This is a genomic window from Streptomyces sp. NPDC088116 (assembly GCF_044741745.1).
Lineage (GTDB): Bacteria > Actinomycetota > Actinomycetes > Streptomycetales > Streptomycetaceae > Streptomyces.
The window spans coordinates 755,337-778,933 of sequence record NZ_JBIUTF010000001.1 but is presented as its reverse complement, the minus strand read 5'-3'; the positions used below and the strand labels follow the sequence as shown (position 1 = coordinate 778,933).

Genomic DNA, 23,597 nt, shown 5'->3' with positions numbered 1-23,597 from the left:
GACGGGCGCGCGGGCGCGCGTGGTGAACGGCTGATTCAAGGCGGCGCGTACGGGGTCGGTTGCGGGTGGGGGCGGACACGCCTCAGGTGAGCGAGCCCGAATCCGCGAGCCCCGTCTTCGCCCCCGCGCCACAGAGCGGCACCACGACGGAACGGTCGCTCCAGCCGCCCACCGCCGCCCAGCAGGCCACACCCGTCGACTCCACGAAGAGCCCCCGGGCGGCCAGGTCCAGCTGGGCGGCGCGCAGCTGGTCCTCCGTCACGGTGAGGAAGGTGCCGCCCGACTCCCTTACGGCACGCAGGATCTGGCGGGCGCGCGGCGGATTCGGGATGGCGATGCCCTCGGCGAGCGTGGGCGCCGGGTCGGCGGCGGCCACCAATTCGTCGGCGCCCGCGCGGAAGGCGGTGGCCAGCGGCGAGACGGCCTCGGCCTGGACGGCGATCAGCGCGGGGCGGTCGGCGATGAGCCCGTGCCCGTACAGCTCGGCGATCGCGAGCGCCGCGCCCAGCAGCAGGGTGCCGTTGCCGACGGGGACGGCGATCGCCTCGGGCAGGTGGCCGCCGAGGTCCTCCCACAGTTCGTAGACGTAGGTCTTCGTGCCGTGCAGGAAGTAGGGGTTGTGGACATGGCTCGCGTAGAAGGTCCCCGGAGTGCCGGCGGCGGCGCGGGCGGCCAGGGCCGTGGCCTCACGGCCGCCCGGGACGCGTTCGAGGCGTGCGCCGTGGGCCCGGATCTGTTCGGTCTTCTTGGGTGAGGTGGCTTCTGGCACGTACACCGTGCAGGGCAGCCCGGCCCGCGCGCAGTACGCGGCGACGGCGGTGCCCGCGTTACCGCTGCTGTCGGCGATCACCCGCTCGGGTCCGAGCCGCAGCGCCAGCTCCGCGAGCAGCACCGCGCCCCGGCCCTTGAACGAGAGCGTCGGCATCAGGAAGTCGAGCTTGGCGGAGACGGACGGCGTCAGCCGTACGAGGGGTGTACGCCCCTCGCCGAGGGATGTGAGGGGCGGTGCCGGCAGCGGCAGGGCCTCCTCGTACCGCCAGAGTGAGGGGACGCGCCCGGGAAGGGACGCCAGGGGTACGGGCGGCGCCTCGAAGTCGAGATCCCAGGGCCCCTGACATACGGGACAGCACCACGCGTCCGTATCGACGGGGGAGCGGGCGCCGTCGGCCGGGCAGAGATACGTCGTCGTCATGGCCGTCAGCATGGCAGCCCCGGCCGTTCGCCCCTGTCCCTCGCCCCGGCCGTCCTTCTCGTCCGAACACTCTTGTCCGCGCTGAGCGGCCGCCGCGCACAGGGGGCTCACGGGGTCATGAGGAGCGTCGAACGGTCGCCCGCGGGGCAGTAGCCCCTGCTTAAACCCCACTCATCACTTCGGGTGAAACTCTGGCCCATGCTTGCGGTCAACAACCGACCGTTGTCACGCTGTTGCTGTCTGTCAACCTGATGGGAGTGGCCAGTGGCCTTCGGTGAGCAGCCCGCCTATCTACGCGTTGCGAGCGATCTGCGGGAGCAGATCGTCAACGGCGCGCTGCCGCCCCATACCCGGCTGCCCTCGCAGGCCCGAATCCGTGAGCAGTACGGCGTCTCCGACACGGTGGCGCTGGAGGCGCGCAAGGTGCTGATGGCCGAGGGGCTGGTCGAGGGCCGCTCCGGTTCGGGGACGTATGTACGGGAGCGGCCGGTCCCGCGCCGTATCGCGCGCTCCGGATACCGGCCGCCGTCCGGCTCCAGCCCGTTCCGTCAGGAGCAGGCGGAGACGGGCGCGCGAGGGACCTGGGAGTCCCGGAGCGAGCAGGAGGAAGCGGGGCCGGAGGTCGCGGCCCGGCTCGGGATCACGCCGGGCGACCGCGTGATGCGGACGCACTACGTGTTCCGGGAGGGGGGTGAGCCGATGATGCTCTCCACTTCCTGGGAGCCCCTCGCGGTCACGGGGCGCACGCCCGTGATGCTGCCCGAGGAGGGGCCGCTCGGTGGCTGCGGGGTGGTCGAGCGGATGGCGGCCATCGACATCGTGGTGGACAACGTGCTGGAGGAGGTCGGCGCGCGTCCGGGCCTGGCGGAGGAGCTGTTGGCGCTCGGCGGGGTGCCCGGCCATGTCGTGATGGTCCTGGAGCGTACGTATTACGCGTCGGGGCGGGCGGTGGAGACGGCGGACGTGGTCGTCCCGGCCGACCGGTATCGCATCGCGTACCACTTGTCCGTCAGGTGACGGGTGACGGGTGACCGGGGACAGGGGACAGGGGACAGGGGACAGGGGACGGATGACGGTCGACGGGCGCCGTCCTGACGGTCCGTGGGGCGGCGGAGGCCGTGGAGTCGCGAGCGGTGCCTGCTTTTCGGCGCGTTGGTGGCCGGATGCGTACCTCTTTGTGAAAAGGGATCACCGCTGAGTGAAGGTCAGGCGTAGGCTCCGGCATATGCGCAATGCGGTTTCCTGGGGTTTCTCACAGAGATGCGGCTCGGCGGCGGGAGGGGCTCGATGAACGAGGGCGGGGCCGTGCTCCCCTGGCTGGTCATACGGCAGGACGGCAACGGCAACCAATACCGCGTCGGCCGGTACGCCACCGAGGACGAGGCGAAGAGGATCGCCGACAGCCTCGACGGCAGGGGACAGGAGCGGCTCTACTGGGTGGAGCGCGTCAGTCAGGCCGCCCGGTAGCAGGCGGGCCGCGGAGCCGCTCGACAACAGGTGCGCCGCCCAGCCGCTCGACAACAGGTGCGCCGTCGGCCGCCCGGTGACGCGGGAGCCGTTCCGGTTCCCTTCTCCGCCGGGGCTTTCGAGGGCGCTCCCTTCATCGGCGGAGGTTTCGCGGGCGCTCCCCTCCTCGGCGGGGTTTCACGGGTACACCCCTCCCTGTCGGGCGCCCCCTTCCCGGCGGCCGGACCCTCCCCGTCCGTGCCCCCCCCGCCGTACCGCGTTACGCTCCGGCGCATGACTGATCGTGTGGTGGTGGCAGGTGCCGTGCTCGACCGGGGACGGCTGCTGGCCGCTCGCCGCAGCGCGCCGCCCGAGCTGGCCGGGCGCTGGGAGCTGCCCGGCGGCAAACTGGAGCCGGGCGAGGGCCCCGGCGAGGCCCTGGTGCGCGAGCTGCGCGAAGAACTCGGCGTGGAGGCCCGGCCGGTGGAGCGGATCCCCGGCGAGTGGCCGCTGAAGCCCGGCTATGTGCTCCAGGTGTGGACCGCCCTGCTGCTCTCCGGTGAACCCCGCCCCCTTGAGGACCACGACGAACTGCGCTGGCTCGCACCCGACGAGATCCATACCGTGGACTGGCTCGACCAGGACCGCCCGGCCGTCGCCGAGGCCGTGCGCCTCCTGCGTACGCCTCCGTACTCCATTGGTGCCTCCGTGCGCCCGTTGGAACGGTAACCGGCTCGAATATCGGGTATGTGCTGATTAACCACCTTAAAAAGGGTGTGGGCCTCCCGTTGGTCTTGGGAAGTGATCGGCTTGATCGACACCGAGGGCGGCGCCTGCGCCGAGTGGACCTTCCCCGCCGAGCCCAACTCCGTACGTGCCGCCCGCCATGCGGTCGGCGACACGCTCCGCGACTGGAGAATGCCGCCCTCGGTCGGTGAGGTGGCGACCTTGTTGGTCAGTGAGCTGGTGACCAATTCCCTGCGCTATGCCTCCGGGCCGATCGGGGTGCGGCTCGCGGTCCGCGCCGTGAGCGCGAGTTCGGACGCCGACGGGGCCGGTCCGGACGCCGAGGCCCTGGAGGGGGCGGGTCCGGACCGCGTCGGCCCGGACCTCGCCGTCCCCGGGCGCGAGCGTGCCGGTCCCCGGCGTCCGGGCGGTTCCGGCGGGCTGAGCGACGCCGGGAGTCCGAACGGGCACGACGGGGCCGTCGCCACGCAGCGTGGCGCCGCCCTGCTGGTGGAAATCTCCGATCCGCTGCCGGATCCCCCGACCGAACGTCCCGCCGGTCCCGAGGACGAGGGGGGCCGGGGTCTCCAGCTCGTGGCATGTTCCGCCCGCCGCTGGGGAACGCGTCGTGGGAAGACGGGCAAGACCGTGTGGTTCGAGCTGCCGCTCCCTGGTTAGAAGTCTGAAGGGACGATCGATCACGTCGGACTCGGCTCAAAAAGAACGAGACTGTGCTGTGATCGTGAACGCCGTGTCGGTCCGCGCCGTAGTGCTGAATACTGCGGGCAAGGCCGGTCCGGTGCGTGAGCTGGAGGGGACGGTCGCGTGAGCGAGATATCTGGGGCGGCGGGCGACGTCGTATGGCAGAGCAGTCCGCCCGGCTCGATCTATGACTACATCAGGGTCGCTTCCTTCTCGATCGGGCCCGACGGGCTGATCGAGCACTGGAGCGAGCGGGCCGCCGAACTGTTCGGAATCGGTCCGCACGAGGTCAGGGGCAGGGACCCGATTGAGGTGTTCATGCCGCCCGAGCTGCGGACGCATGGACGCCGCAAGGTCAAGGAGATCCTCGACGGCAAGGAGTGGACCGGTCTGGTCCCCTTCGGCGAGGACGAGGGCAGCGGAGCGAACGGGCTCGCCGAGATCTATGTGATGCCGAGCGAGACGGAGACCGGCGAGCGCGGCGCGCTCTGCATCGTCGTCGATGTCCGCGCGCTTCGCCGGATCGAAACGGATCTCGCCTCGTCGCAGGCCATTTTTGGCCAATCTCCTTTCGGTTTCATGCTGTTCGGTACCGATCTCAGGATGCAGCGCGTCAACGATCGATTCGCCACCGTCTTCGGCGGTGCGGCGGGCACGCACCGTGGCCGTACGGTCTACGACTACCTCTCCCGCCCCGAGGCCGAGCGGATGGCCGGCGCCCTGGCCCGGGTGCTGAAGAGCGGAGAGGCGGTCAGCGACCTCCAGATCGTCGGCACCGTGCCCGGCGAGAGCGAACGCCGGCACTGGTCGGTCGACCTCTACCGCGTGCACAGCGGATCCGGCCGCCCCCTCGGCATCGCCGGGGTCGGCACCGATGTCACACGCCGTCATATCGCCGCCCGCGAGGCCGCCAGCGCCCGGCGCAATCTCGCCCTCCTCAATGAGGCGAGTGCCCGTATCGGCAACTCCCTCGATCTGGAGACCACCGCACGCGAACTGCTCGACGTCGCCGTCCCCGGCTTCTGCGACCTGGCCTCCGTCGACCTCTACCAGAGCCTGCTCACCGGGGAGGAGGCTCCGCCCGGACGCTGGGGCTCCTCCGGGGCCGACTCCGGCGGCGGCAGCGCCCGGCTGCGCCGGGTCGCGTTCGCGAGCGCCGTCTCCGACGCCCCGCTGGCCGGGCCCGGCGGCGAGGACGACGACGGGTACGTCCCCCCCGAGGTCGGCGCGGTGCACCGCTTCCCCTTCAGCTCGACCTGCGCGAGCGCCCTGCGTACGGGCCGGGTCCAGGCCATCCCCGGCGGGACCGGCAGCCTGGTCCAGTCCACGTTCGCCGTGCCGATGGTGGCGCACGACACGGTCATCGGACTGGTCCAGTTCTCCCGTACGAAGGGCAGCGAGCCGTTCGGCGAACGGGACCGGGCGCTCGCCCTGGAACTCGCCGCGCGCGCCGCCGTCTGCATCGACAACGCCCGCCTCTACCGGCGCGAGCACGAGCGCGCGTTGATCCTCCAGCGCAGCCTGCTGCCGCCCGGCGACCCGGAGGCCGCCGGGCTGGACATCGCCTGCCGCTATCTGCCGGGCAATACGGCCACCGAGGTGGGCGGCGACTGGTTCGACGTCATCGAACTGCCCGGTCACCGCACCGCGCTGGTCGTGGGCGATGTCATGGGGCGCGGTCTGCGGGCCGCCGTCGCCATGGGCGAGCTGCGCACGGCCGTACGGACACTGGCGCTGCTCGACCTGGAGCCCGCCGAGGTGCTCTCCGCGCTGGACGAGATCGCCCGTGGCCTCGGCTCGCCCAGCGGCGCGCAGCAGGCCTCGCGCGTCGCGCACAAATCGCGGGACGCGGACCTCGCCGAGGTCTACCTCGCGACCTGTGTGTACGCCGTCTACGACCCGGTCACCCGCCGCTGCACCTTCGCCAACGCCGGCCATCCGCCGCCCGTGCTGGTCGAACCGGACGAGGCGGCGCTGATGCTCGACGTGCCGCCGGGCATGCCGCTCGGGGTCGGCGGTGAGCCCTTCGAGCAGGTGGAGGTCGAGCTGACGGAGGGCGCCCTGCTCGCCCTCTACACGGACGGCCTCGTCGAATCCCGGGACCATCCGCTGGACGAGGGGCTGGCCGGCCTGCGTGCCGCCCTCACTCATGGCGAACGGCCGTTGGAAGACGTCTGCGACCACGTGCTGAACACGCTGAACACCCGGCACGGCGAGGACGACATCGCCCTTCTCATGGCCCGTATCCAGGGGCTGCCGACCGAGGCGGTCGGCGACTGGGTGCTGCCGCGCGAGCCCCGCTCGGTCGGCCTGGCCCGGGAGCTGGCCCGTACGCAACTGCTCGCCTGGGATCTCGAACCGCTGGTGGACACGGTCGAACTGCTGGTCAGCGAGCTGGTCACCAACGCCATGCGGTACGGCGAGGGCGAGATCAGGCTGCGGCTGCTGCTGGACCGTACGCTCGTCTGCGAAGTCTGGGACGCGGGGCTGGTGCAGCCGAGGCGACGGCGGGCCCGCGACACCGACGAGGGCGGCCGGGGACTGCAACTGGTGGGGCTGCTGAGCGCCGCCTGGGGCTCGCGCCGTACGCCGCGTGGCAAGACGGTCTGGTTCGAACTGGCCCTGCCGGACGGCGAGTCGGCGGCGGAGCCGTCGGTCGAGCAGCTGCTGAGCATGTTCTGAGGGCGGAGCCGCGAGGCTGAGATGAGCGGCTGAGGTGCGGGGCCGAGGTGCGGGGCCGAGGACCGCCTTCAGCCCCAGTCCTGCGGTCCGCTGCGCGGTGTCGTACGGGTCCGGGCCCGCCGCCTGCGTTTCACGAAGGTGTACGTGCCGACGGCCACCGCCCCGACCATCACGGACAGGGGCAGGACCAGATTGCTCGCGGCGCCCGCGTCGCGCGCTCTGCCGCTCTGGGAGCCGCCACCCGTGCCGACGCCCGTGCCCGCCCTCGCGTCGGCGACGGCGAGCGCGATCAGGCAGCACGCCAGGACCAGCACGGCCAGGAAGGCTATGTGGGTCCGGGAGCGGCTGGTGCGCGGCGTCACATTTGGGAGGCTATGTCCGTACGAGTGTGTCCGCGACCGGGCGCCGTACCCCCGCCTGCCTCGGTGGACCTGACTCGTCACATCCGCCGCGGTAGGTCCGTGCCGCCGCATAGCCTGGGCGCCTCCGTGGGCGACCGCCCGTGGACCGACGGGGGAGGGAGCGGTCTTGCGTCAACGGCTGCGCGGAACAGGGCGGGCAGTGGCAGGGGCATGGCGTGATCCCCGTGCCCGGTGGCCCAGGAGGATCGCGCTGGGGCTGGTCGTCCTGCTCCTCGTGCCGACCGTCACCGGTGCCGTCCTCCTGCGGGCCAACTACGCGGGCGACATCCAGGACGGCACCCGTACCCGCGGGAAGGACGCCGTCTGGCTGGGCCACGCCTGGGTGGACGGCCGTAAGAAGGACGCCGACCTCGCCGCCTTCGCCCGCCGGAACCAGGGGACCGGGATCCGTGACCTGTACGTCCACGCCGGGCCGCTGGAGCACGACGGCACCTTGCCCGAAGCGCGCTATCCCCGGGCGAAGTGGCTGATCGACGCCGTACACCGGGAGATGCCGGGCGTACGCGTCCACGCCTGGCTCGGCGACAAGCTCGCGAGCGAGAGCCCGGACGGACTGCGTCTGGAGCGGGCCGCGTCCCGCGCCGCCGTGGTGCGCTCCGCCGGACAGATCCTGGACGTGGGCTTCGACGGCGTCCACTTCGACCTGGAGCCGCTGCACTCGGACAACCGCGACTACCTCTCACTGCTGGACGATCTGCGTGCCCTCACCCGCGCACGCGACGTGCCGCTCTCCGTCGCCGCCCACAAGATCGATCCACTGCCGGCCCTGCACTCCGTCGCGGGCGCGCTCACCGGGCACCCCGGGTGGTGGTCGCAGGCGTACTTCGCGCAGGTCGCCCGCCGGGTCGACCAGATCGCCGTGATGTCGTACGACACCACGCTGCCGGTCGAGAGCCTGTACGGCGGCTATGTCGCGCAGCAGACCAGCCTCGCCCTGGAGGTCACGCCCGAGGGCACCGACCTGCTGATGGGGCTGCCCTTCTACCACACGGACGACCTGGGGCATCACGCTCACGCGGAGACGGCGGCGGCCGCGGTCCACGGCGTCAGGCTGGGGCTGGGGCGCACGGACCGCGACCGGAAGCGCTTCGGGGTGGCGCTGTACGTCGACTTCGCGGCGAGGGAGAGCGACTGGACGGCGTACCGCGAAGGGTGGGGCTGTACGGAGCCCGAGTCGTGCCCGGGGGACGGTTCCTGATCACCTGTCAGGTGTGCACCGGGCCGTCCGAACGACCGGCCGAGGAAGGGGCGGCCCGAGGGAATCGCGACCGGCCCCACCTCACACGCACCCCGTACTACTCGCTCCGGCGCCGGATCTTGTTGCCCAGCCACACCAGCGGGTCGTACTTCCGGTCCGCCGCCCGTTCCTTGAGCGGGATCAGGGCGTTGTCCGTGATCCTGATGTGCTCGGGGCACACCTCCGTACAGCATTTGGTGATGTTGCAGTACCCCAGACCGTGCTCGTCCTGGGCCGTCTTCTTCCGGTCGAGACCCGACTCCCCGGCCGCGTCCAGCGGATGCATGTCCAACTCGGCCACCCGCATCAGGAAACGCGGTCCGGCGAACGCCGTCTTGTTCTCCTCGTGGTCCCGCACCACATGGCAGGTGTCCTGGCACAGGAAGCACTCGATGCACTTACGGAACTCCTGTGAGCGGTCCACATCCACCTGCTGCATCCGGTACTCCCCGGCGGCCACACCCGGCGGCGGTACGAACGAGGGAACCTCCCGCGCCTTCGTGTAGTTGAACGACACGTCCGTCACCAGATCCCGGATCACCGGGAAGGCGCGCAGCGGGGTGACCGTGATCGTCTCCTCGCGCGAGAAGACCGACATACGGGTCATACACATCAGCCGTGGGCGGCCGTTGATCTCCGCGCTGCACGAACCGCACTTGCCCGCCTTGCAGTTCCAGCGCACCGCCAGGTCGGCGGCCTGTGTCGCCTGGAGCCGGTGGATGATGTCGAGGACGACCTCGCCGTCATTCACCTCGACGGTGAAGTCCTTCAGCTCCCCACCGTCCATGTCGCCCCGCCAGACCCGGAACTTCGCCTCGTAAGCGGCGGACGCACCCGCCCCCGGATCGCTGCCGGCGCCCGTTCCCGTTCCCGTACCCACGTTCGCGCTCACTCGTGAAGCTCCTCTTCGGCGAGGTACTTGACCAGCTCTTCCTTGTCGAACAGGGCGAGCAGATCGGGACGGATGGGCTCGGTCGTGTGCCTGGTCAGCGCGATCTGGCCGCGGGTGGGTTCGGTCGCCACCACGTCCCGGCCGGCGGTCTCGGTGAGCCGGCAGTGCAGATTGATCCGGCGCCAGTCGACGTTCATGCCCGGCCAGTCCTCGCGGGTGTGGCCGCCCCGGCTCTCCGTACGCTCCAGGGCCGCCCGCGCGACGCACTCGCTCACCAGCAGCATGTTCCGCAGATCGAGCGCGAGGTGCCAGCCCGGGTTGAACTGCCGGTGCCCCTCGACCCCGGCCCGCCTCGCCCGTACCCGCAGCTCGGCCAGTTTCTCCAGGGCCTGCTCCATCTCGGCCTCGCGTCTGATGATGCCGACCAGGTCGTTCATCGTCTGCTGGAGTTCCTGGTGGAGGGTGTACGGATTCTCCGCCGGACCCACGGTCCCCTCGCTCACCGGTATTTCCGGCCCCTCGGGAGCCTCCGCGCTGAACGGGCGCAGCGCCTCGGCCGCCGCCGCGTCGATCTCGCTCTCGTCCAGGGCCGGCCGCGCGCCGAGGCCGGTCGCGTACTCGGCGGCGTGCAGGCCCGCCCGACGCCCGAAGACCAGCAGGTCGGAGAGGGAGTTCCCGCCGAGCCGGTTGGAGCCGTGCATCCCGCCGGCGACCTCGCCCGCCGCGTAGAGACCGGCGATGCCGGGTGTGGCGGCGGTCTCCGAGTCGACGGCGATGCCGCCCATCACGTAATGGCAGGTGGGGCCGACCTCCATCGCCTCCGCCGTGATGTCGACGTCCGCCAGCTCCTTGAACTGGTGGTACATCGACGGCAGTCGGCGCCGGACGACCTCAGCGGGCATCCGCGTCGACACGTCGAGGAAGACACCGCCGTGCGGAGAGCCGCGGCCCGCCTTGACCTCGGAGTTGATGGCGCGGGCCACTTCGTCGCGGGGGAGCAGCTCGGGCGGGCGCCGGTTGTGGTCCGGGTCCTCGTACCAGCGGTCGCCCTCCTCCTCCGACTCCGCGTACTTCTCCTTGAAGACATCGGGGATGTAGTCGAACATGAACCGCTTGCCCTCGGAGTTGCGCAGCACCCCGCCGTCACCGCGCACCGATTCGGTGACGAGGATGCCCTTCACCGACGGCGGCCAGACCATCCCGGTCGGATGGAACTGCACGAACTCCATGTTCAGCAGGGGCGCGCCCGCGAGCAGGGCCAGCGCGTGCCCGTCGCCCGTGTACTCCCACGAGTTGGACGTCACCTTGAAGGACTTCCCGATCCCGCCGGTCGCGAGCACGACCGACGGGGCCTCCAGCACGAAGAAACGGCCGGACTCCCGCTCGTAACAGAAGGCACCGGCCACCCGCTCGCCGTCCTGTCCGTCCCCGCCGCCCGCGTCCTTGTCCGCGTCCTTCAAGATCCTTGTAACCGTGCACTCCTGATAGACCTTCAGGCGCGCCTCGTAGTCCCCGTACTCCCGGAAGTCCTCCTGCTGGAGCGAGACGATCTTCTGCTGGAGGGTGCGGATCAGCTCCAGGCCCGTCCGGTCGCCGACATGGGCGAGCCGGGGGTACTCATGGCCGCCGAAGTTGCGCTGGGAGATCTTCCCGTCGGGCGTACGGTCGAAGAGCGCGCCCCAGGTCTCCAGCTCCCAGACCCGCTCCGGCGCCTCCCGCGCGTGCAGCTCCGCCATCCGCCACTGGTTGAGGAACTTCCCGCCGCGCAGGGTGTCGCGGAAGTGCACCCGCCAGTTGTCGCCGGAGTTCACATTGCCCATGGAGGCGGCGATACCGCCCTCGGCCATCACCGTATGGGCCTTGCCGAAGAGGGACTTGCAGATGACGGCGGTACGAGCCCCCCGCTCGCGCGCCTCGATGGCCGCGCGCAGTCCCGCACCACCCGCGCCCACCACCACGACGTCCCACTGACGGCGTTCGAGTTGCGTCATTTCTGAAGGATCTCCCTGTCCCTGGCTGTCCGTGGCCGCCCGCCGGCCTGTCTTTGCCGTCTCCGGCTAGAAGAAGCGCGGATCGTCGAAGGCCCCCGTGGCGAGCAGATACACGTAGAAGTCGCAGAGCGCGACGCTGATCAAAGAGGCCCAGGCCAGCTGCATATGACGGTTGTTCAGACTGCCGGCCCAGCCCCAGAGGCGGTAGCGCACCGGATGCTTGGAGAAGTGCCGCAACCGGCCGCCGATGACATGCCGGCAGGAGTGGCAGGAGAGGGTGTACGCCCAGATCAGCCCGATGTTGACGAGGAAGAGCAGCGAGCCGAGGCCCATATGGCCCCAGGCGTACTCCTCGTCGCGGAAGGTCAGCACGGTGTCGTACGTGAGGATGCCGGCGACGGGCACGGCCGCGTAGAAGAAGTACCGGTGGACGTTCTGAAGGATCAGCGGGAAGCGGGTCTCACCGGTGTACTTCGCGTGCGGCTCGGCGACGGCGCAGGCGGGCGGCGAGGCCCAGAAGCCGCGGTAGTACGCCTTGCGGTAGTAGTAGCAGGTCAGCCGGAATCCCAGCGGGAAGATCAGGATCAGCAGCGCGGGGGAGAGGCCCCACCAGCTGCCGAACAGCTCCCAGTTGGGGCCGCCGCGCATCGGCGCGCAGTTCTCCGCCAGGCACGGCGAGTAGAACGGCGAGACGTACGGCGCCGCGTAGTAGTCGCTGTTCGCGAACGCCCGCCAGGTCGAGTAGACGATGAAGGCGAACAGCCCGGCGGCGGTGACGGCGGGCGCCAGCCACCAGCGGTCCGTCCGCAGATGCCGGGGAGCGATGGCGGCGCGCGAGGCGCCGCGCACGCCCCCGCGCGCACCAGCCCCGGCCCGTGCGCCCGCGGCCGAGGTGTCCGTGCTGACGTGTGGAGGTTCCGTACCGGTGGCCAATGAGGTCTCCTAGGCGCGTTTCAGAAGGAGTGTCGTCGGCCCGCAAGCCGGTGAACCTGTCCGGAGCACTCCTCAGGGAGCCCGCCGGTCGCGCACACCCAGTCCCTCGTCGTCCGAGTCCGTCCACAGCGCGCTGTTGTACGGGGCGTCGCTGATGGTGACCAGGTCGTCGACGCGGCAGGCCGGCTGCTGCGGGGGCTCGCTCTCGTGCGTCCGCGCCAGACTGCGTTCCAACTGTCCGACCGTGCGGACCAAGTCGTCCAGGCAGCGCCTGACTGCCGTCAAATCATCTTGCACGGACACGAGTTGCCCTCATTTCCACGGTCGCTGGTGGCATGCGGGGTTCCCGGGGGGTCACCCCTCGGACGCTCTCTGTGTGCGCCTGGAAGTGTTCCGCGTCACACCCCCGCTTGTGAAGGCGTAGGTCTCTTTTTTAGGGGGTCCCGTTCGGCCGAAGGGTGTCCGTGTCGCTGTCGGTGATTACCGCTTTGGGATGCTTTCGATGCTTTCCTCGGACCCGGCGCGCGGGCGGTTCGCGCCCCCCGTTGGGCCGCACGGGTGGGCTTTGTGTGCCGTACCGCCGTGTCTGCGCCGTCCTCCTGTTCCGGTCCACTTCAGTGGGCGGGCATTAGGTGTGATCATCTCTAAATTCCGCGAACAGGACTAAGAGGTACAAGCCATGTCCCACGTCGGCGCCCCACGCGGGAGGACATGCTCCCGAACGCTCCGCTCCGTCGCCCTCCTCACCTCCGGTGTGCTCGCCCTCCCCGCCCTGTCCGCGTGCTCCTCGGACGACGGCAGCGACTCCGCGTCCGCCGCCGCCCCGGACATCGCGCCCGCCGGACGGGACTGGGTCCGCCAGGGCGGCACCCTGCGCTGGGCGATCGACTCCGTGCCCACCACACTCAACGTCTTCCAGGCCGACGCGGACGGTGCCACCAGCCGGGTCGCGGGCGCCGTGCTGCCCGCCCTCTTCACGCTCGACAAGAGCGGTCGCCCGCAGCGGAACCCGGACTACCTGGAGTCCGCGAAGGTCGTCGAGCGCGAGCCCAAGCAGGTCGTGCTCTACAAGCTCAACCAGCAGGCGGTGTGGAGCGACGGCCGGGAGATCGGGGCGGCGGACTTCGCGTCCCAGTGGCGTGCGCTGCGCGGCAAGGACTCCGCCTACTGGACGGCCCGCAACGCCGGCTACGAGCGGATCCAGAAGATCGAGCGCGGAGCGAACAACCTCGAGGTCAGGGTCACCTTCAACAAGCCGTACGCGGACTGGAAGTCCCTCTTCAGCCCCCTCTATCCGAAGGATGTGACGGGGAAGCCCAACTCGTTCAACGACAAGGCCAGGACCGCGCTGAAGACGACGGCGGGCCCCTTCAGGGTCAAGAAGGTGGACCGCAAGGAGAAGAAGGTCACTCTCACCCGCAACCCGCGCTGGTGGGGAGAGCCCGCCAAGCTCAACTCGATCGTCCTGAGCGCGGTTCCGCGCGCTAAGCGCGCCGCCGCGCTCGCGGACGGCAAGCTCGACCTGGCGGAGATCGACCGGCGTACGGCGGAACGTATCTCCTTGGCCGACAGGGACAACGGATCCGGCGGACAGCCGCTCACTCACGGCCCCGGCACCGAGATCACCGCCGCCTCCGCGCTGCGCTCCTGGGCCCTGGCCCACGGCTCCGACGACGAGAAGGCCGAGGAGGCCCAGGACGCCCGCAAGCAGACCGAGCGGGCCATCGCGACGTACGCACGGGAGCAGAAGGCGCTGCGTGGCTACGAAGTCCGCAAGTCGCTGGAGCCGGCCTATACGCAGCTCGCGCTGAACGGCGAGTCCGGGCCGCTCGCCGATGAGCGGGTACGGCGCGCGGTGGCCCGCGCGCTCGACCGCCAGGAACTGGCCGACACCGTACTCAAGCCGCTCGGACTGCCCGCGAGGACACTCGGCAGCCATCTGGCCCTGATCGGCCAGCAGGCGTACGCGGACAGCAGCAAGGCGCTCGGCAAGCAGGACACGCAGGAGGCGCAGGCGCTGCTGGCGGACGCGGGCTGGGTCCCGGGCGGAGGCCGCAAGAAGGCCGCTGGAACCAAGGCCGGCAGCGAGGCCAAGAAGGGCGAGAAGTCCGGCGGGGCCGAGGGGAACGAGGGCAGCGAGAACGCGGAGGAGGAGTCCTCGGAGACGAAGCCGTCCAAGGAGCCGATGTCCGAGAAGCAGCAGGAGGCCGAGGAGAAGAAGGCCGACGAGCGGGCGGCGGCCGAGAAGAAGAAGTGGGAAGAGCACGAGAAGAAGGAGGAGAAGAAGGCCGCCGAGAAGAAGTCGGACGAGAAGAAGCCGGACGAGAAGAAGAAGCCGGCCGAGAAGGCACCGGCGGACGACGAGAAGAAGGCCGAGGACGAGAAATCCGCCTCGGCGAAGTCGGAAGGGAGCAGCGCCGGCGAGGCGCCCTCCGACGAGGGTGAGTACATCGTCGGCGACAGCAAGCCCGGCCGATCGGAACCCCGCCGTCCGGAACCCCGCCAGGCCGAGCCCCTTCAGACGGACTCCCCCCAGACGCACTCCCCGCAGGCAGAAACCCGCCAGGCGGACCCCCTTCAGGCAGAACCCCGCCAGGCGGCCCCGAACCCCGAGTCCGCCACCCACATCCTCGCACCCGCACTCGCGACCACCGCCGCCTTCCACGGCGCCACCCTGCTCCGCCAGGCCGCGTCCGTGGGCGACACCCACTCCGGCTCCGGCACCGGATCGCGGACCGTGCGAGTGGCCCACGCGTCCCACGAGAAGCCGGGCGGCATGGCGGGCGCCTACGCCCCGCGCGGTACGGCCGCCCCCGCCCCCCGGACCGGACCGCTCGGCAAGAACGGCAAGCGCCTCACCCTGCGCTTCGTGCTGCCTTCCGGTGAGGGATCGGAGTCGCTGCGCACCGTCGGTGAGCGGATCTCGCGGATGCTGGACCGCATCGGTATCGGTACGGAGATCACCAAGGTCGACGACGCCAGCTACTTCAAGGACCACATCGCCTCCGGCGAGTACGACCTGGCCCTCTACTCCTGGCCCGCCACCGCCTACCCGGCGACCGACGGCCGGCCGATCTTCGCCAAGCCCGTGCCCGCCAGCGACGGATCGCTGCTGGTGGAGCAGAACTACACCCGTGTCGGTACGTACCACATCGACCAGCTCTTCGACCGCGCGGCCTCCGAGCTGAACGAGGGCACCGCCCGCGACCTGGTGCGGCAGGCGGACGCGCGTATCTGGGCGGCCGCCGGTTCGATCCCGCTCTACCAGCGTCCGGAGCTGGCGGCCGCCAAGCCGGGGCTGATGAACGCCGGAGCGTTCGGCTTCGCCACCCCCCGCTACCAGGACATGGGATACAAGAACGCCGGGGACTCGGGCCCGGACGCCAAGAAGAAGTAGTAGGAGCGGAAGCGGCAGGTCGAGGCCGCTTCCGGGCCGGACGCGGCAGGTCAAGGCCGCTTCCGGCGACCGGACGACGCTCGGACGACATCGGACGAAGTCCGGGCGACGGCCGGACGACATCCGGGACCCCAACAATTCACTTGCCCGCCGGCCTCCCCGGCGGGCAAGCTCATGTCCGGCCTCGACCCGGGCAGCTCACACCCCTCACACGCCCCACCCGCGCACCCCGCAAGCCCCTCGTGCACCCCACCGGCGCACCCCCGCATACTCCTCGCACACCCCCGCGCGCATCTCGTGCGCAGCCGTGCTCCGGCCCCTTCGATCGGGCCGGGAAGCCCCCGGCGCGTCGGGCCCGTACCATGGGACAGGCCGTGGCGTGTCCGCCCGGCGGGCGTACGAGGAAAAAACGCCGCACCCACGATCGAGAGAAGCGCCAGCCAGCATGCCCACGCGCCACGACATCCGTAACGTCGCCATCGTCGCCCACGTCGACCATGGCAAGACCACTCTGGTCGACGCCATGCTGAAGCAGGCCGGCGCATTCGCCGCCCACGCCGCCGAGCACCTCGACGATCGGATGATGGACTCGAACGACCTGGAGCGTGAGAAGGGCATCACGATCCTGGCGAAGAACACCGCCGTGAAGTACCACCCGAAGACGGGCGGTGACCCGATCACGATCAACATCATCGACACCCCCGGCCACGCCGACTTCGGTGGCGAGGTCGAGCGCGGTCTGTCGATGGTGGACGCGGTCGTCCTGCTCGTCGACGCCTCCGAGGGCCCGCTCCCGCAGACGCGCTTCGTGCTCCGCAAGGCCCTGTCGGCGAAGATGCCCGTCATCCTCTGCATCAACAAGACGGACCGCCCGGACTCCCGGATCGCCGAGGTCGTCGACGAGACGTACGACCTGTTCCTGGACCTGGACGCGACCGAGGAGCAGATCGAGTTCCCGATCGTCTACGCCTGTGCGCGGGACGGCATCGCCTCGCTGACCAAGCCGGAGGACGGCAGTGTCCCGGCCGACAGCGAGAACCTGGAGCCGTTCTTCACCACGATCCTGGAGCATGTCCCGGCTCCGGAGTACGACGAGAGCGCGCCGCTCCAGGCCCACGTCACCAACCTGGACGCCGACAACTTCCTCGGCCGTATCGCGCTCTGCCGCGTCGAGCAGGGCGAGCTGAAGAAGGGCCAGACCGTCACGTGGATCAAGCGTGACGGCTCGATGTCCAACGTCCGTATCACCGAGCTGCTGATGACCGAGGCGCTCACCCGCAAGCCGGCCGAGAAGGCCGGTCCTGGCGACATCTGCGCGGTCGCCGGATTCCCGGACATCATGATCGGCGAGACCCTGGCCGACCCGGACAACCCGATCGCGCTGCCGCTGATCACGGTCGACGAGCCCGCGATCTCGATGACCATCGGTACGAACACCTCGCCGCTGGTCGGCAAGGGCGGCAAGGGCCACAAGGTCACCGCCCGCCAGGTCAAGGACCGTCTCGACCGCGAGCTGATCGGTAACGTGTCGCTCCGTGTCCTGGACACCGAGCGCCCCGACGCCTGGGAGGTACAGGGCCGCGGTGAGCTGGCGCTGGCCATCCTGGTCGAGCAGATGCGCCGGGAGGGCTTCGAGCTGACCGTCGGCAAGCCCGAGGTGGTCACCAAGCAGGTCGACGGCAAGACGCACGAGCCGATCGAGCGCATGACGATCGACTCCCCCGAGGAGCACCTCGGCGCCATCACCCAGCTGATGGCGACGCGCAAGGGCCGTATGGAGACCATGACCAACCACGGTTCGGGCTGGATCCGCATGGAGTGGATCGTTCCGTCCCGCGGGCTCATCGGCTTCCGTACGGAGTTCCTGACCCAGACGCGTGGCACGGGCATCGCCCACTCCATCTTCGAGGGCCACGAGCCGTGGTTCGGTGACCTGCGCACCCGTCACAACGGCTCGCTGGTGGCGGACCGTTCGGGTTCGGTGACCCCGTTCGCGATGGTCAACCTCCAGGAGCGCGGTGTCATCTTCACCGAGGCCGGCACCGAGGTCTACGAGGGCATGATCGTCGGTGAGAACTCGCGCGCCGACGACATGGACGTGAACATCACCAAGGAGAAGAAGCTCACCAACATGCGTGCCGCCTCGGCGGACACCACCGAGAACGTGGTGCCGGCCAGGAAGCTGTCGCTGGAGCAGTCCCTGGAGTTCTGCCGCGACGACGAGTGCATCGAGGTGACCCCGGAGACGGTCCGGATCCGCAAGGTCGTCCTGGACCAGAAGCAGCGTGGCCGCAGCGCCTCGCGCGCCAAGCACGGCTGACACCCCGTCAGTTCATTTTCGACCCGACGGCCCGCCCCTGCGCGCAGGGGCGGGCCGTCGGTCGTTCGCGTGTGACGTTTCCGATGGCTTCAGGACGCCTTGACGTCAAGTGCGTTTTTGTGGGCGACGTCCGATTATCGGCGGGTGATCACCGGATGATGTGTTAACGGTCCGTTTCGCGGGTGTCTGCCTGGGCTAACTTTGTCCGGATTTCGGGAGGACGAGGTATGTCGATGTTGCCAAAACGAGACCCTTTAAGTGTGGTTTACGGCCCGGTCGTACTTAATAGTTGGCCATTGAGCTCGGGTCAATGAGTCATGCGCTGTGGGGGTGCGACGGCTCACGAGCACACTTCGGGGTTACTTGAAGAGCGCACTGTCAGTGTTGTCAGCGCGCGTAGATAGTGCCCTTCTTGTAGTGACAAGTGGACTCATGAGGAGGACCCCATGCGTGGTGCCATCAGCACCGAATGGGTCGGGCGCGCGGCAGTGATCCCCGCGGGGGAAGAGCGATCGTGACAAGTCCAGTGCAGACCGAGGGCGCCGAAGCGTCCGCCGTCGGGGACGGTGGCCCCGTCTCCAAGGACGGGACCCTGGAGGCCAGGACACTCGCCGGGCTCTCTCCCGGCCAGTTGATGTGGCGCCGCTTCAAGAGAGACCGAACCGGGGTCGTCTCCGCCGTGGTTGTCATCTTCTTCTTCGTGATCGCGCTTCTCGCGCCCGTGATCAAGATGGTCTACGGCAAGGACGCGTACACGCTGTACGGCCAGGACAGTCTTGACCTGCTCGACGAATTCAACATGCCGACAGGGACGTTCGGCGGCATGTCCCCGGACCACTGGTTCGGTATCGAGCCCAACCTCGGCCGCGACGTGTTCATGCAGCTGATCTACGGCATGCGCACCTCGATCTACACGGCACTGGCCGCGACCGTCCTGATGGTCGTCGTGGGTGTGGTGATCGGACTCGTCGGCGGCTACTACGGCGGCAAGATCGACTACTGGCTGGGCCGGCTGACGGACTTTCTGCTGGGCTTCCCCAGCCAGCTCTTCTTCATCGCCTCCATGCCGGTGATCGTGGCCGCCTTCGTCAGTCCGGAAGAGGAGACGCCCACCGCGCTGCGTGCCGCCGCGATCATCGTGGTGCTGTCCTTCCTGGGCTGGATGGGCCTGTCCCGGCTGATCCGGGCCGCCACACTCTCCCTGCGCGAGCGGGAGTTCGTGGAGGCGGCGAAGATCGCGGGCGCCTCGCCCTGGCGCATCATCCGCAAGGAACTGCTGCCCAACCTGGTCACACCGATCCTGGTGCAGGCCACGCTGCTGCTCCCGTCGACCATCCTCTCCGTGGCCTTCCTCTCCTTCGTGGGCGTCGGCTTCGTCGAACCCACCCCGGACTGGGGCCGGATGTTCGCCACGGGCGCCGGTATCTACGAGCAGGACCCGGCTTACATGATCTTCCCGGGTGTCGCCATGGTGATCTTTGTCGTGGCGTTCAACCTCCTCGGCGACTCGGTTCGGGACGCCTTCGACCCGAAGTCCGGACGCTGACGTCCCGCCGAGGGGAAAGCTGCCACCCGGGCGCCGGCCCACACCGGACGTGCCAGGCAGCACCGTTGGATCACTACTGACAGATAGGTACTCATCATCATGAGGATCTTTGGCACGCGCAGGACACGCGCTGTCGTCGTCGCCCTGGCGGCCGGCTCGCTGGTGCTGACCGCCTGTGGCGGCAACAGCGACAGCGGAACCAAGGACGACAGCAAGACCCAGGAGGACGCCGCCGCGCAGGCGGAGGCCGTCACGTACGGAGACGCGAAGGCGTCCACCGGCCCCGCCGCCGAGGTCCCCGGCGCCAAGGCCGGCGGGACCATGACGGTCTTCCAGGAGGACGACTTCTCCCACCTGGACCCGGCCCAGACCTACGTCAGCGACGGCAAGCTGCTCGACCGGCTGCTCCAGCGCGGTCTGACGCAGTTCCAGGAGGACGACAAGGGCAAGCTGACCGTCGTCGGCGACCTGGCCACCGACGCCGGCAAGGCGACCGACGGCGGCAAGACCTGGACCTTCACGCTGAAGGACGGGCTGAAGGACCAGACCGGCTCCGCGATCACCTCGGCGGACGTCCGTCACAGCATCGAGCGGATGTACGCCCCGTTCATCACGGACGGCCCGACCTACATCCAGAACTGGCTCTCCGGCGCGGGCACCACGTACCGCAAGGCGCTGCCGGACGGCCCGTACAAGGGCAAGCACCTGCCCGACTCGGTGCTGGCCACCCCGGACGCCAAGACGGTCGTCTTCAAGTTCAAGACCGCGCAGCCCGACCTGCCGCAGGCGCTCACCATGCCCGGCTACGCCCTGGTGCCCAAGAAGACGGACACCAAGGAGAAGTACGACACGGCGCCGATGTCGACCGGCCCTTACAAGATCGCGGACTTCAAGCCCGGCAAGTCGATGAAGCTGGTCAAGAACACGAACTGGGACCCGAAGACCGACTCGGTCCGGCACCAGTACGTCGACGGCTTCAACATCGAGTTCAACCACGACGACGACGACCAGACCAAGACGCTGCTGGCCGACCGCGGCGAGGCCAAGAACACCGTGATGTTCACCGGCCAGGTCTCCACCAACCAGGTGCGCAACGTCGTCCAGGACCCCGCGGCCAAGAAGCGCACCATCGATGGCTACGCGCCGTACGTCTGGCAGCTGAACTTCAACCTCCAGCGGATCAAGAACAAGAAGGTCCGCGACGCCATCGCGTACGCCATGCCGAGCGCCCAGATCTACAAGCTCGACGGCGGTGCGTACGGCGGTGAGACCGCGACCGGTCTGATGTCGCCGACCACCCCCGGCTACGAGAAGGGCTACGACCCCTTCGGCAAGCTCAAGAAGCCGAACGGTGACGTCGCGAAGGCCAAGGAGCTGATCAAGGAGGCGGGCGCCGAGGGCCAGAAGCTGGTCTACGCGTACGCCAACACCCCGGTGCGCCAGCAGCAGTCGGTCGTCATCGCCAAGCGCCTGGAGGAGATCGGCCTCAAGATCGTCAAGAAGGAGATCGACCAGGCCACCTGGTACGAGCAGGTCGGCAAGGTCGACAACGGGCTGGACCTCTACATGACCGGCTGGGGCCAGGACTGGCCGTCGCCCTCCACGGTCATCCCGCCGTCGTTCGACGGCACCCAGCTCCAGGACGGCTCCGCGGTCTACTCGCACATCGACGACCCGAAGGTCAACTCCGAGATCGCCCGCATCCTGAAGATCACGGACCCGGCCGCGGCGCAGAAGGAGTGGGCCAAGCTGCACCGCGACATCGTGGAGCGGGTCAACCCGGCGGCGCCGATCTACTTCACCAAGGTCTTCCAGATCTTCGGCTCCAACGTCGGTGGCGCCCGCTACTCGTCGGACTCCAGCTACGTCGACGTCACGCGCCTGTTCCTGAAGAAGTAGACGTCATGCGCCTGTTCCTGATCCTGAAGAGGTAACAGAGCACGCGCAGGCCGGACCCGGAGGTGCGCACACGGCGGAGTGCGCACCTCCGGGCCGCCGATCCTCTCCTCTCGACCCCCTCACAGCCGCCGTCCTGAGAGCAGCGACCAGCCATGCTTCAATTCCTCCTTCGCCGGACGTTCGGCGCAGTCCTGACCCTCTTTCTGATCAGTGCCGTCACGTTCTTCATGTTCTTCGCCATCCCGCAGGACCCGGCGATGCTCGCCTGTGGCAAGAACTGCACTCCGGACGCGCTCGCGGTGATCCACCAGAACCTCGGCCTGGACAAGCCGGTACCGGTGCAGTTCTGGGACTTCATCGTCGGCATCTTCGCGGGCCGTGACTTCGCCGTCGGCCACTGCTCGGCCCCCTGTTTCGGTGTGTCCTTCAACAACCAGCAGATGGTGTGGGACACGATCATCGACCGGTTCCCCCTGACGCTCTCCCTCTCGGCCGGTGGCCTCCTGGTCTTCCTCGTGGTCGGCCTGGGCGCGGGCATGATGGCCGCGTGGAAGAAGGGCACCTTCATCGACAAGGCGTTCAGCTCCGCCTCGCTGGTGCTGAGTTCGCTGCAGATCTACTTCCTCGGCCCGGTCGTGCTCGGACTCTTCGTCTACAGCACCGGATGGCTGGACAAGCCGAAGTACGTTCCCTTCACCGAGAGCCTCAGCGGCTGGTTCATGGGCCTGCTGATCCCCTGGCTCGTGATGTCGGTGATCTTCACCGCCAACTACACGCGTATGTCGCGCTCGACGATGATCGAGCAGCTTCAGGAGGAGCACGTCAGAGCGGCCCGTGCCAAGGGCATGGCCAGCCGCTACGTCTTCTTCCGGTACGCCTGGCGCGGCTCGCTCATCCCGATCGTCACCATCCTCGGTATCGACCTCGGCGCGCTCTTCGGCGGCGCCATGGTCACCGAGATCACCTTCGGCCTGCCCGGTATCGGCCGTCTCGCCCGTGACTCGGTGATCGACAAGGACCTGCCGCTCACCATGGGCGTGATGATCGTCAGCGCCGCCTTCATCCTGCTGTTCAACGTCATCGTGGACGCCTTGTACGCGATCATCGACCCGCGCGTGCGTCTGTCCTAGGAGAACGACCGTGACCACACTCACCAAGACCGAGGACGCCCCGGCCCCGACCGAGTCGGACGCGTTCCTGTCGGTGCGCGACCTGCGTGTCCACTTCTCCACCGAGGACGGCACCGTCAAGGCCGTGGACGGGCTCTCCTTCGACCTGAAGCGCGGTCAGACGCTCGGTATCGTCGGCGAGTCGGGCTCCGGCAAGTCGGTGACCAACCTGTCCATCCTGGGCCTGCACAACCCGCAGTTCACCGACATCAGCGGGGAGATCCTGCTGGACGGCCAGGACCTCACCGACGTCGCGGACAAGGAGCTGGAGAAGCTCCGCGGCAACAAGATGGCGATGATCTTCCAGGACGCGCTGACCGCCCTGTCGCCGTACTACACCGTCGGCCGGCAGATCGCCGAGCCGTACCGGAAGCACACGGGCGCCAGTAAGAAGGAGGCCCGCGCGCGGGCCATCGAGATGCTGGGCAAGGTCGGCATCCCGGACCCCAAGAGCCGGGTCGACGACTACCCGCACCAGTTCTCCGGCGGTATGCGCCAGCGCGCGATGATCGCCATGTCGCTGGTGTGCAACCCCGAACTGCTGATCGCCGACGAGCCGACCACGGCGCTGGACGTCACCGTCCAGGCGCAGATCCTCGACCTGCTCAAGGACCTCCAGCAGGAGTTCGGCTCCGCGATCATCCTGATCACCCATGACCTGGGCGTCGTGGCCAATGTCGCCGACGACCTGCTGGTGATGTACGCCGGACGGGCCGTCGAGCGCGGCTCCGTCCGCGAGGTGCTGAAGCAGCCGCAACACCCGTACACCTGGGGCCTGCTCGGCTCGATGCCGCGGCTGTCGTCCGATGTGGGCGAGCCGCTGCGGCCCATCCCGGGCAGCCCGCCCAGCCTGCTGAACCCGCCCACCGGCTGTGCGTTCAACCCGCGGTGCGAGTACGTCGAGCTGGTGGACGGCGGCCACTGCGTGAACGAGCGCCCGCTGCTCCCCGAGGGGCGCGGCTCCGCCTGCCATCTGACGGCGGAGCGCAAGCAGCAGGTTTTCATCGAGAAGATTCAGCCCCGGCTGGGCTGATGTACCAGCG

18 protein-coding genes are annotated in these 23,597 nt (G+C 69.3%); 12 read left to right on the top strand and 6 right to left on the bottom strand.

The features are described 5' to 3' along the window. Nucleotides 1-82 precede the first annotated feature (82 nt). On the bottom strand, nt 83-1,192 hold the full coding sequence (locus ACIOJD_RS03385) for a threonine synthase (protein WP_401907968.1): 1,110 nt from the start codon (nt 1,190-1,192) through the stop codon (nt 83-85). Between the two features lie 264 nt (nt 1,193-1,456). Here ACIOJD_RS03385 and ACIOJD_RS03380 point away from each other — a divergent pair, with 264 nt between their 5' ends. From ACIOJD_RS03380 to ACIOJD_RS03360, 5 genes are all read left to right on the top strand, one after another. Continuing rightward, nucleotides 1,457-2,209, top strand: a complete 753-nt coding sequence (locus tag ACIOJD_RS03380) for a GntR family transcriptional regulator (protein WP_401907967.1) — start codon at nt 1,457-1,459, stop codon at nt 2,207-2,209. Nucleotides 2,210-2,479: 270 nt separating this feature from the next. Next, nucleotides 2,480-2,659 (top strand): SPOR domain-containing protein, encoded by a 180-nt coding sequence (locus ACIOJD_RS03375; protein WP_401907966.1) that lies wholly within the window; start codon nt 2,480-2,482, stop codon nt 2,657-2,659. A gap of 273 nt (nt 2,660-2,932) precedes the next feature. Further along, entirely contained in the window at nt 2,933-3,367 is a 435-nt protein-coding gene (locus ACIOJD_RS03370; RefSeq protein ID WP_401907965.1) for a (deoxy)nucleoside triphosphate pyrophosphohydrolase, read from the top strand. 72 nt (nt 3,368-3,439) lie between these two features. Further along, nucleotides 3,440-4,042 carry an ATP-binding protein gene (locus ACIOJD_RS03365; RefSeq protein ID WP_401907964.1) on the top strand — a complete coding sequence of 201 codons (603 nt, stop codon included), beginning with the start codon at nt 3,440-3,442 and terminating at the stop codon, nt 4,040-4,042. 147 nt (nt 4,043-4,189) lie between these two features. Then, nucleotides 4,190-6,748 (top strand): SpoIIE family protein phosphatase, encoded by a 2,559-nt coding sequence (locus ACIOJD_RS03360; RefSeq protein ID WP_401907963.1) that lies wholly within the window; start codon nt 4,190-4,192, stop codon nt 6,746-6,748. A gap of 68 nt (nt 6,749-6,816) precedes the next feature. Here ACIOJD_RS03360 and ACIOJD_RS03355 read toward each other — a convergent pair whose 3' ends face one another. Next, entirely contained in the window at nt 6,817-7,110 is a 294-nt protein-coding gene (locus ACIOJD_RS03355; protein ID WP_401907962.1) for a hypothetical protein, read from the bottom strand. A 199-nt stretch (nt 7,111-7,309) separates the two neighbouring features. On the opposite strand from ACIOJD_RS03355, the gene ACIOJD_RS03350 reads away from it, so the two are divergent. After that, nucleotides 7,310-8,368, top strand: a complete 1,059-nt coding sequence (locus ACIOJD_RS03350; protein ID WP_401907961.1) for a glycoside hydrolase family 18 protein — start codon at nt 7,310-7,312, stop codon at nt 8,366-8,368. Between the two features lie 97 nt (nt 8,369-8,465). Here the strand turns inward: ACIOJD_RS03350 and ACIOJD_RS03345 are convergent, their stop codons facing one another. The 4 genes from ACIOJD_RS03345 to ACIOJD_RS03330 form a co-directional block, all read right to left on the bottom strand. After that, nucleotides 8,466-9,287 (bottom strand): succinate dehydrogenase/fumarate reductase iron-sulfur subunit, encoded by an 822-nt coding sequence (locus ACIOJD_RS03345; protein WP_401908922.1) that lies wholly within the window; start codon nt 9,285-9,287, stop codon nt 8,466-8,468. Nucleotides 9,288-9,295: 8 nt separating this feature from the next. Beyond that, nucleotides 9,296-11,290: a fumarate reductase/succinate dehydrogenase flavoprotein subunit gene (locus ACIOJD_RS03340; protein ID WP_401907960.1), complete on the bottom strand. Its 1,995-nt coding sequence runs from the start codon at nt 11,288-11,290 to the stop codon at nt 9,296-9,298. Nucleotides 11,291-11,356: 66 nt separating this feature from the next. Then, nucleotides 11,357-12,223, bottom strand: a complete 867-nt coding sequence (locus ACIOJD_RS03335) for a hypothetical protein (protein WP_401907959.1) — start codon at nt 12,221-12,223, stop codon at nt 11,357-11,359. 72 nt (nt 12,224-12,295) lie between these two features. Then, a complete protein-coding gene (locus ACIOJD_RS03330) occupies nt 12,296-12,526 on the bottom strand; it encodes a hypothetical protein (RefSeq protein WP_401907958.1) in 231 nt (76 codons plus the stop codon). 376 nt (nt 12,527-12,902) lie between these two features. Between ACIOJD_RS03330 and ACIOJD_RS03325 the strand changes: the two genes are divergently transcribed. The 6 genes from ACIOJD_RS03325 (at nt 12,903) to ACIOJD_RS03300 (ending at nt 23,587) form a co-directional block, all read left to right on the top strand. Beyond that, complete coding sequence (locus ACIOJD_RS03325; RefSeq protein WP_401907957.1) at nt 12,903-15,620, top strand: ABC transporter substrate-binding protein; 2,718 nt, start codon at nt 12,903-12,905, stop codon at nt 15,618-15,620. Between the two features lie 445 nt (nt 15,621-16,065). Next, the gene (typA, locus tag ACIOJD_RS03320) at nt 16,066-17,940 is read left to right on the top strand and encodes a translational GTPase TypA (RefSeq protein ID WP_401907956.1); all 1,875 of its coding nucleotides are present in this window, start codon (nt 16,066-16,068) and stop codon (nt 17,938-17,940) included. A gap of 592 nt (nt 17,941-18,532) precedes the next feature. Then, nucleotides 18,533-19,486, top strand: coding sequence for an ABC transporter permease (locus ACIOJD_RS03315; RefSeq protein ID WP_401908919.1), 954 nt, complete (start codon nt 18,533-18,535; stop codon nt 19,484-19,486). 99 nt (nt 19,487-19,585) lie between these two features. Continuing rightward, nucleotides 19,586-21,385: an ABC transporter substrate-binding protein gene (locus tag ACIOJD_RS03310; protein ID WP_401907955.1), complete on the top strand. Its 1,800-nt coding sequence runs from the start codon at nt 19,586-19,588 to the stop codon at nt 21,383-21,385. Between the two features lie 152 nt (nt 21,386-21,537). Next, nucleotides 21,538-22,515 (top strand): ABC transporter permease, encoded by a 978-nt coding sequence (locus ACIOJD_RS03305; protein ID WP_401907954.1) that lies wholly within the window; start codon nt 21,538-21,540, stop codon nt 22,513-22,515. Between the two features lie 10 nt (nt 22,516-22,525). After that, the gene (locus ACIOJD_RS03300; RefSeq protein ID WP_401907953.1) at nt 22,526-23,587 is read left to right on the top strand and encodes an ABC transporter ATP-binding protein; all 1,062 of its coding nucleotides are present in this window, start codon (nt 22,526-22,528) and stop codon (nt 23,585-23,587) included. Nucleotides 23,588-23,597: the final 10 nt, after the last annotated feature.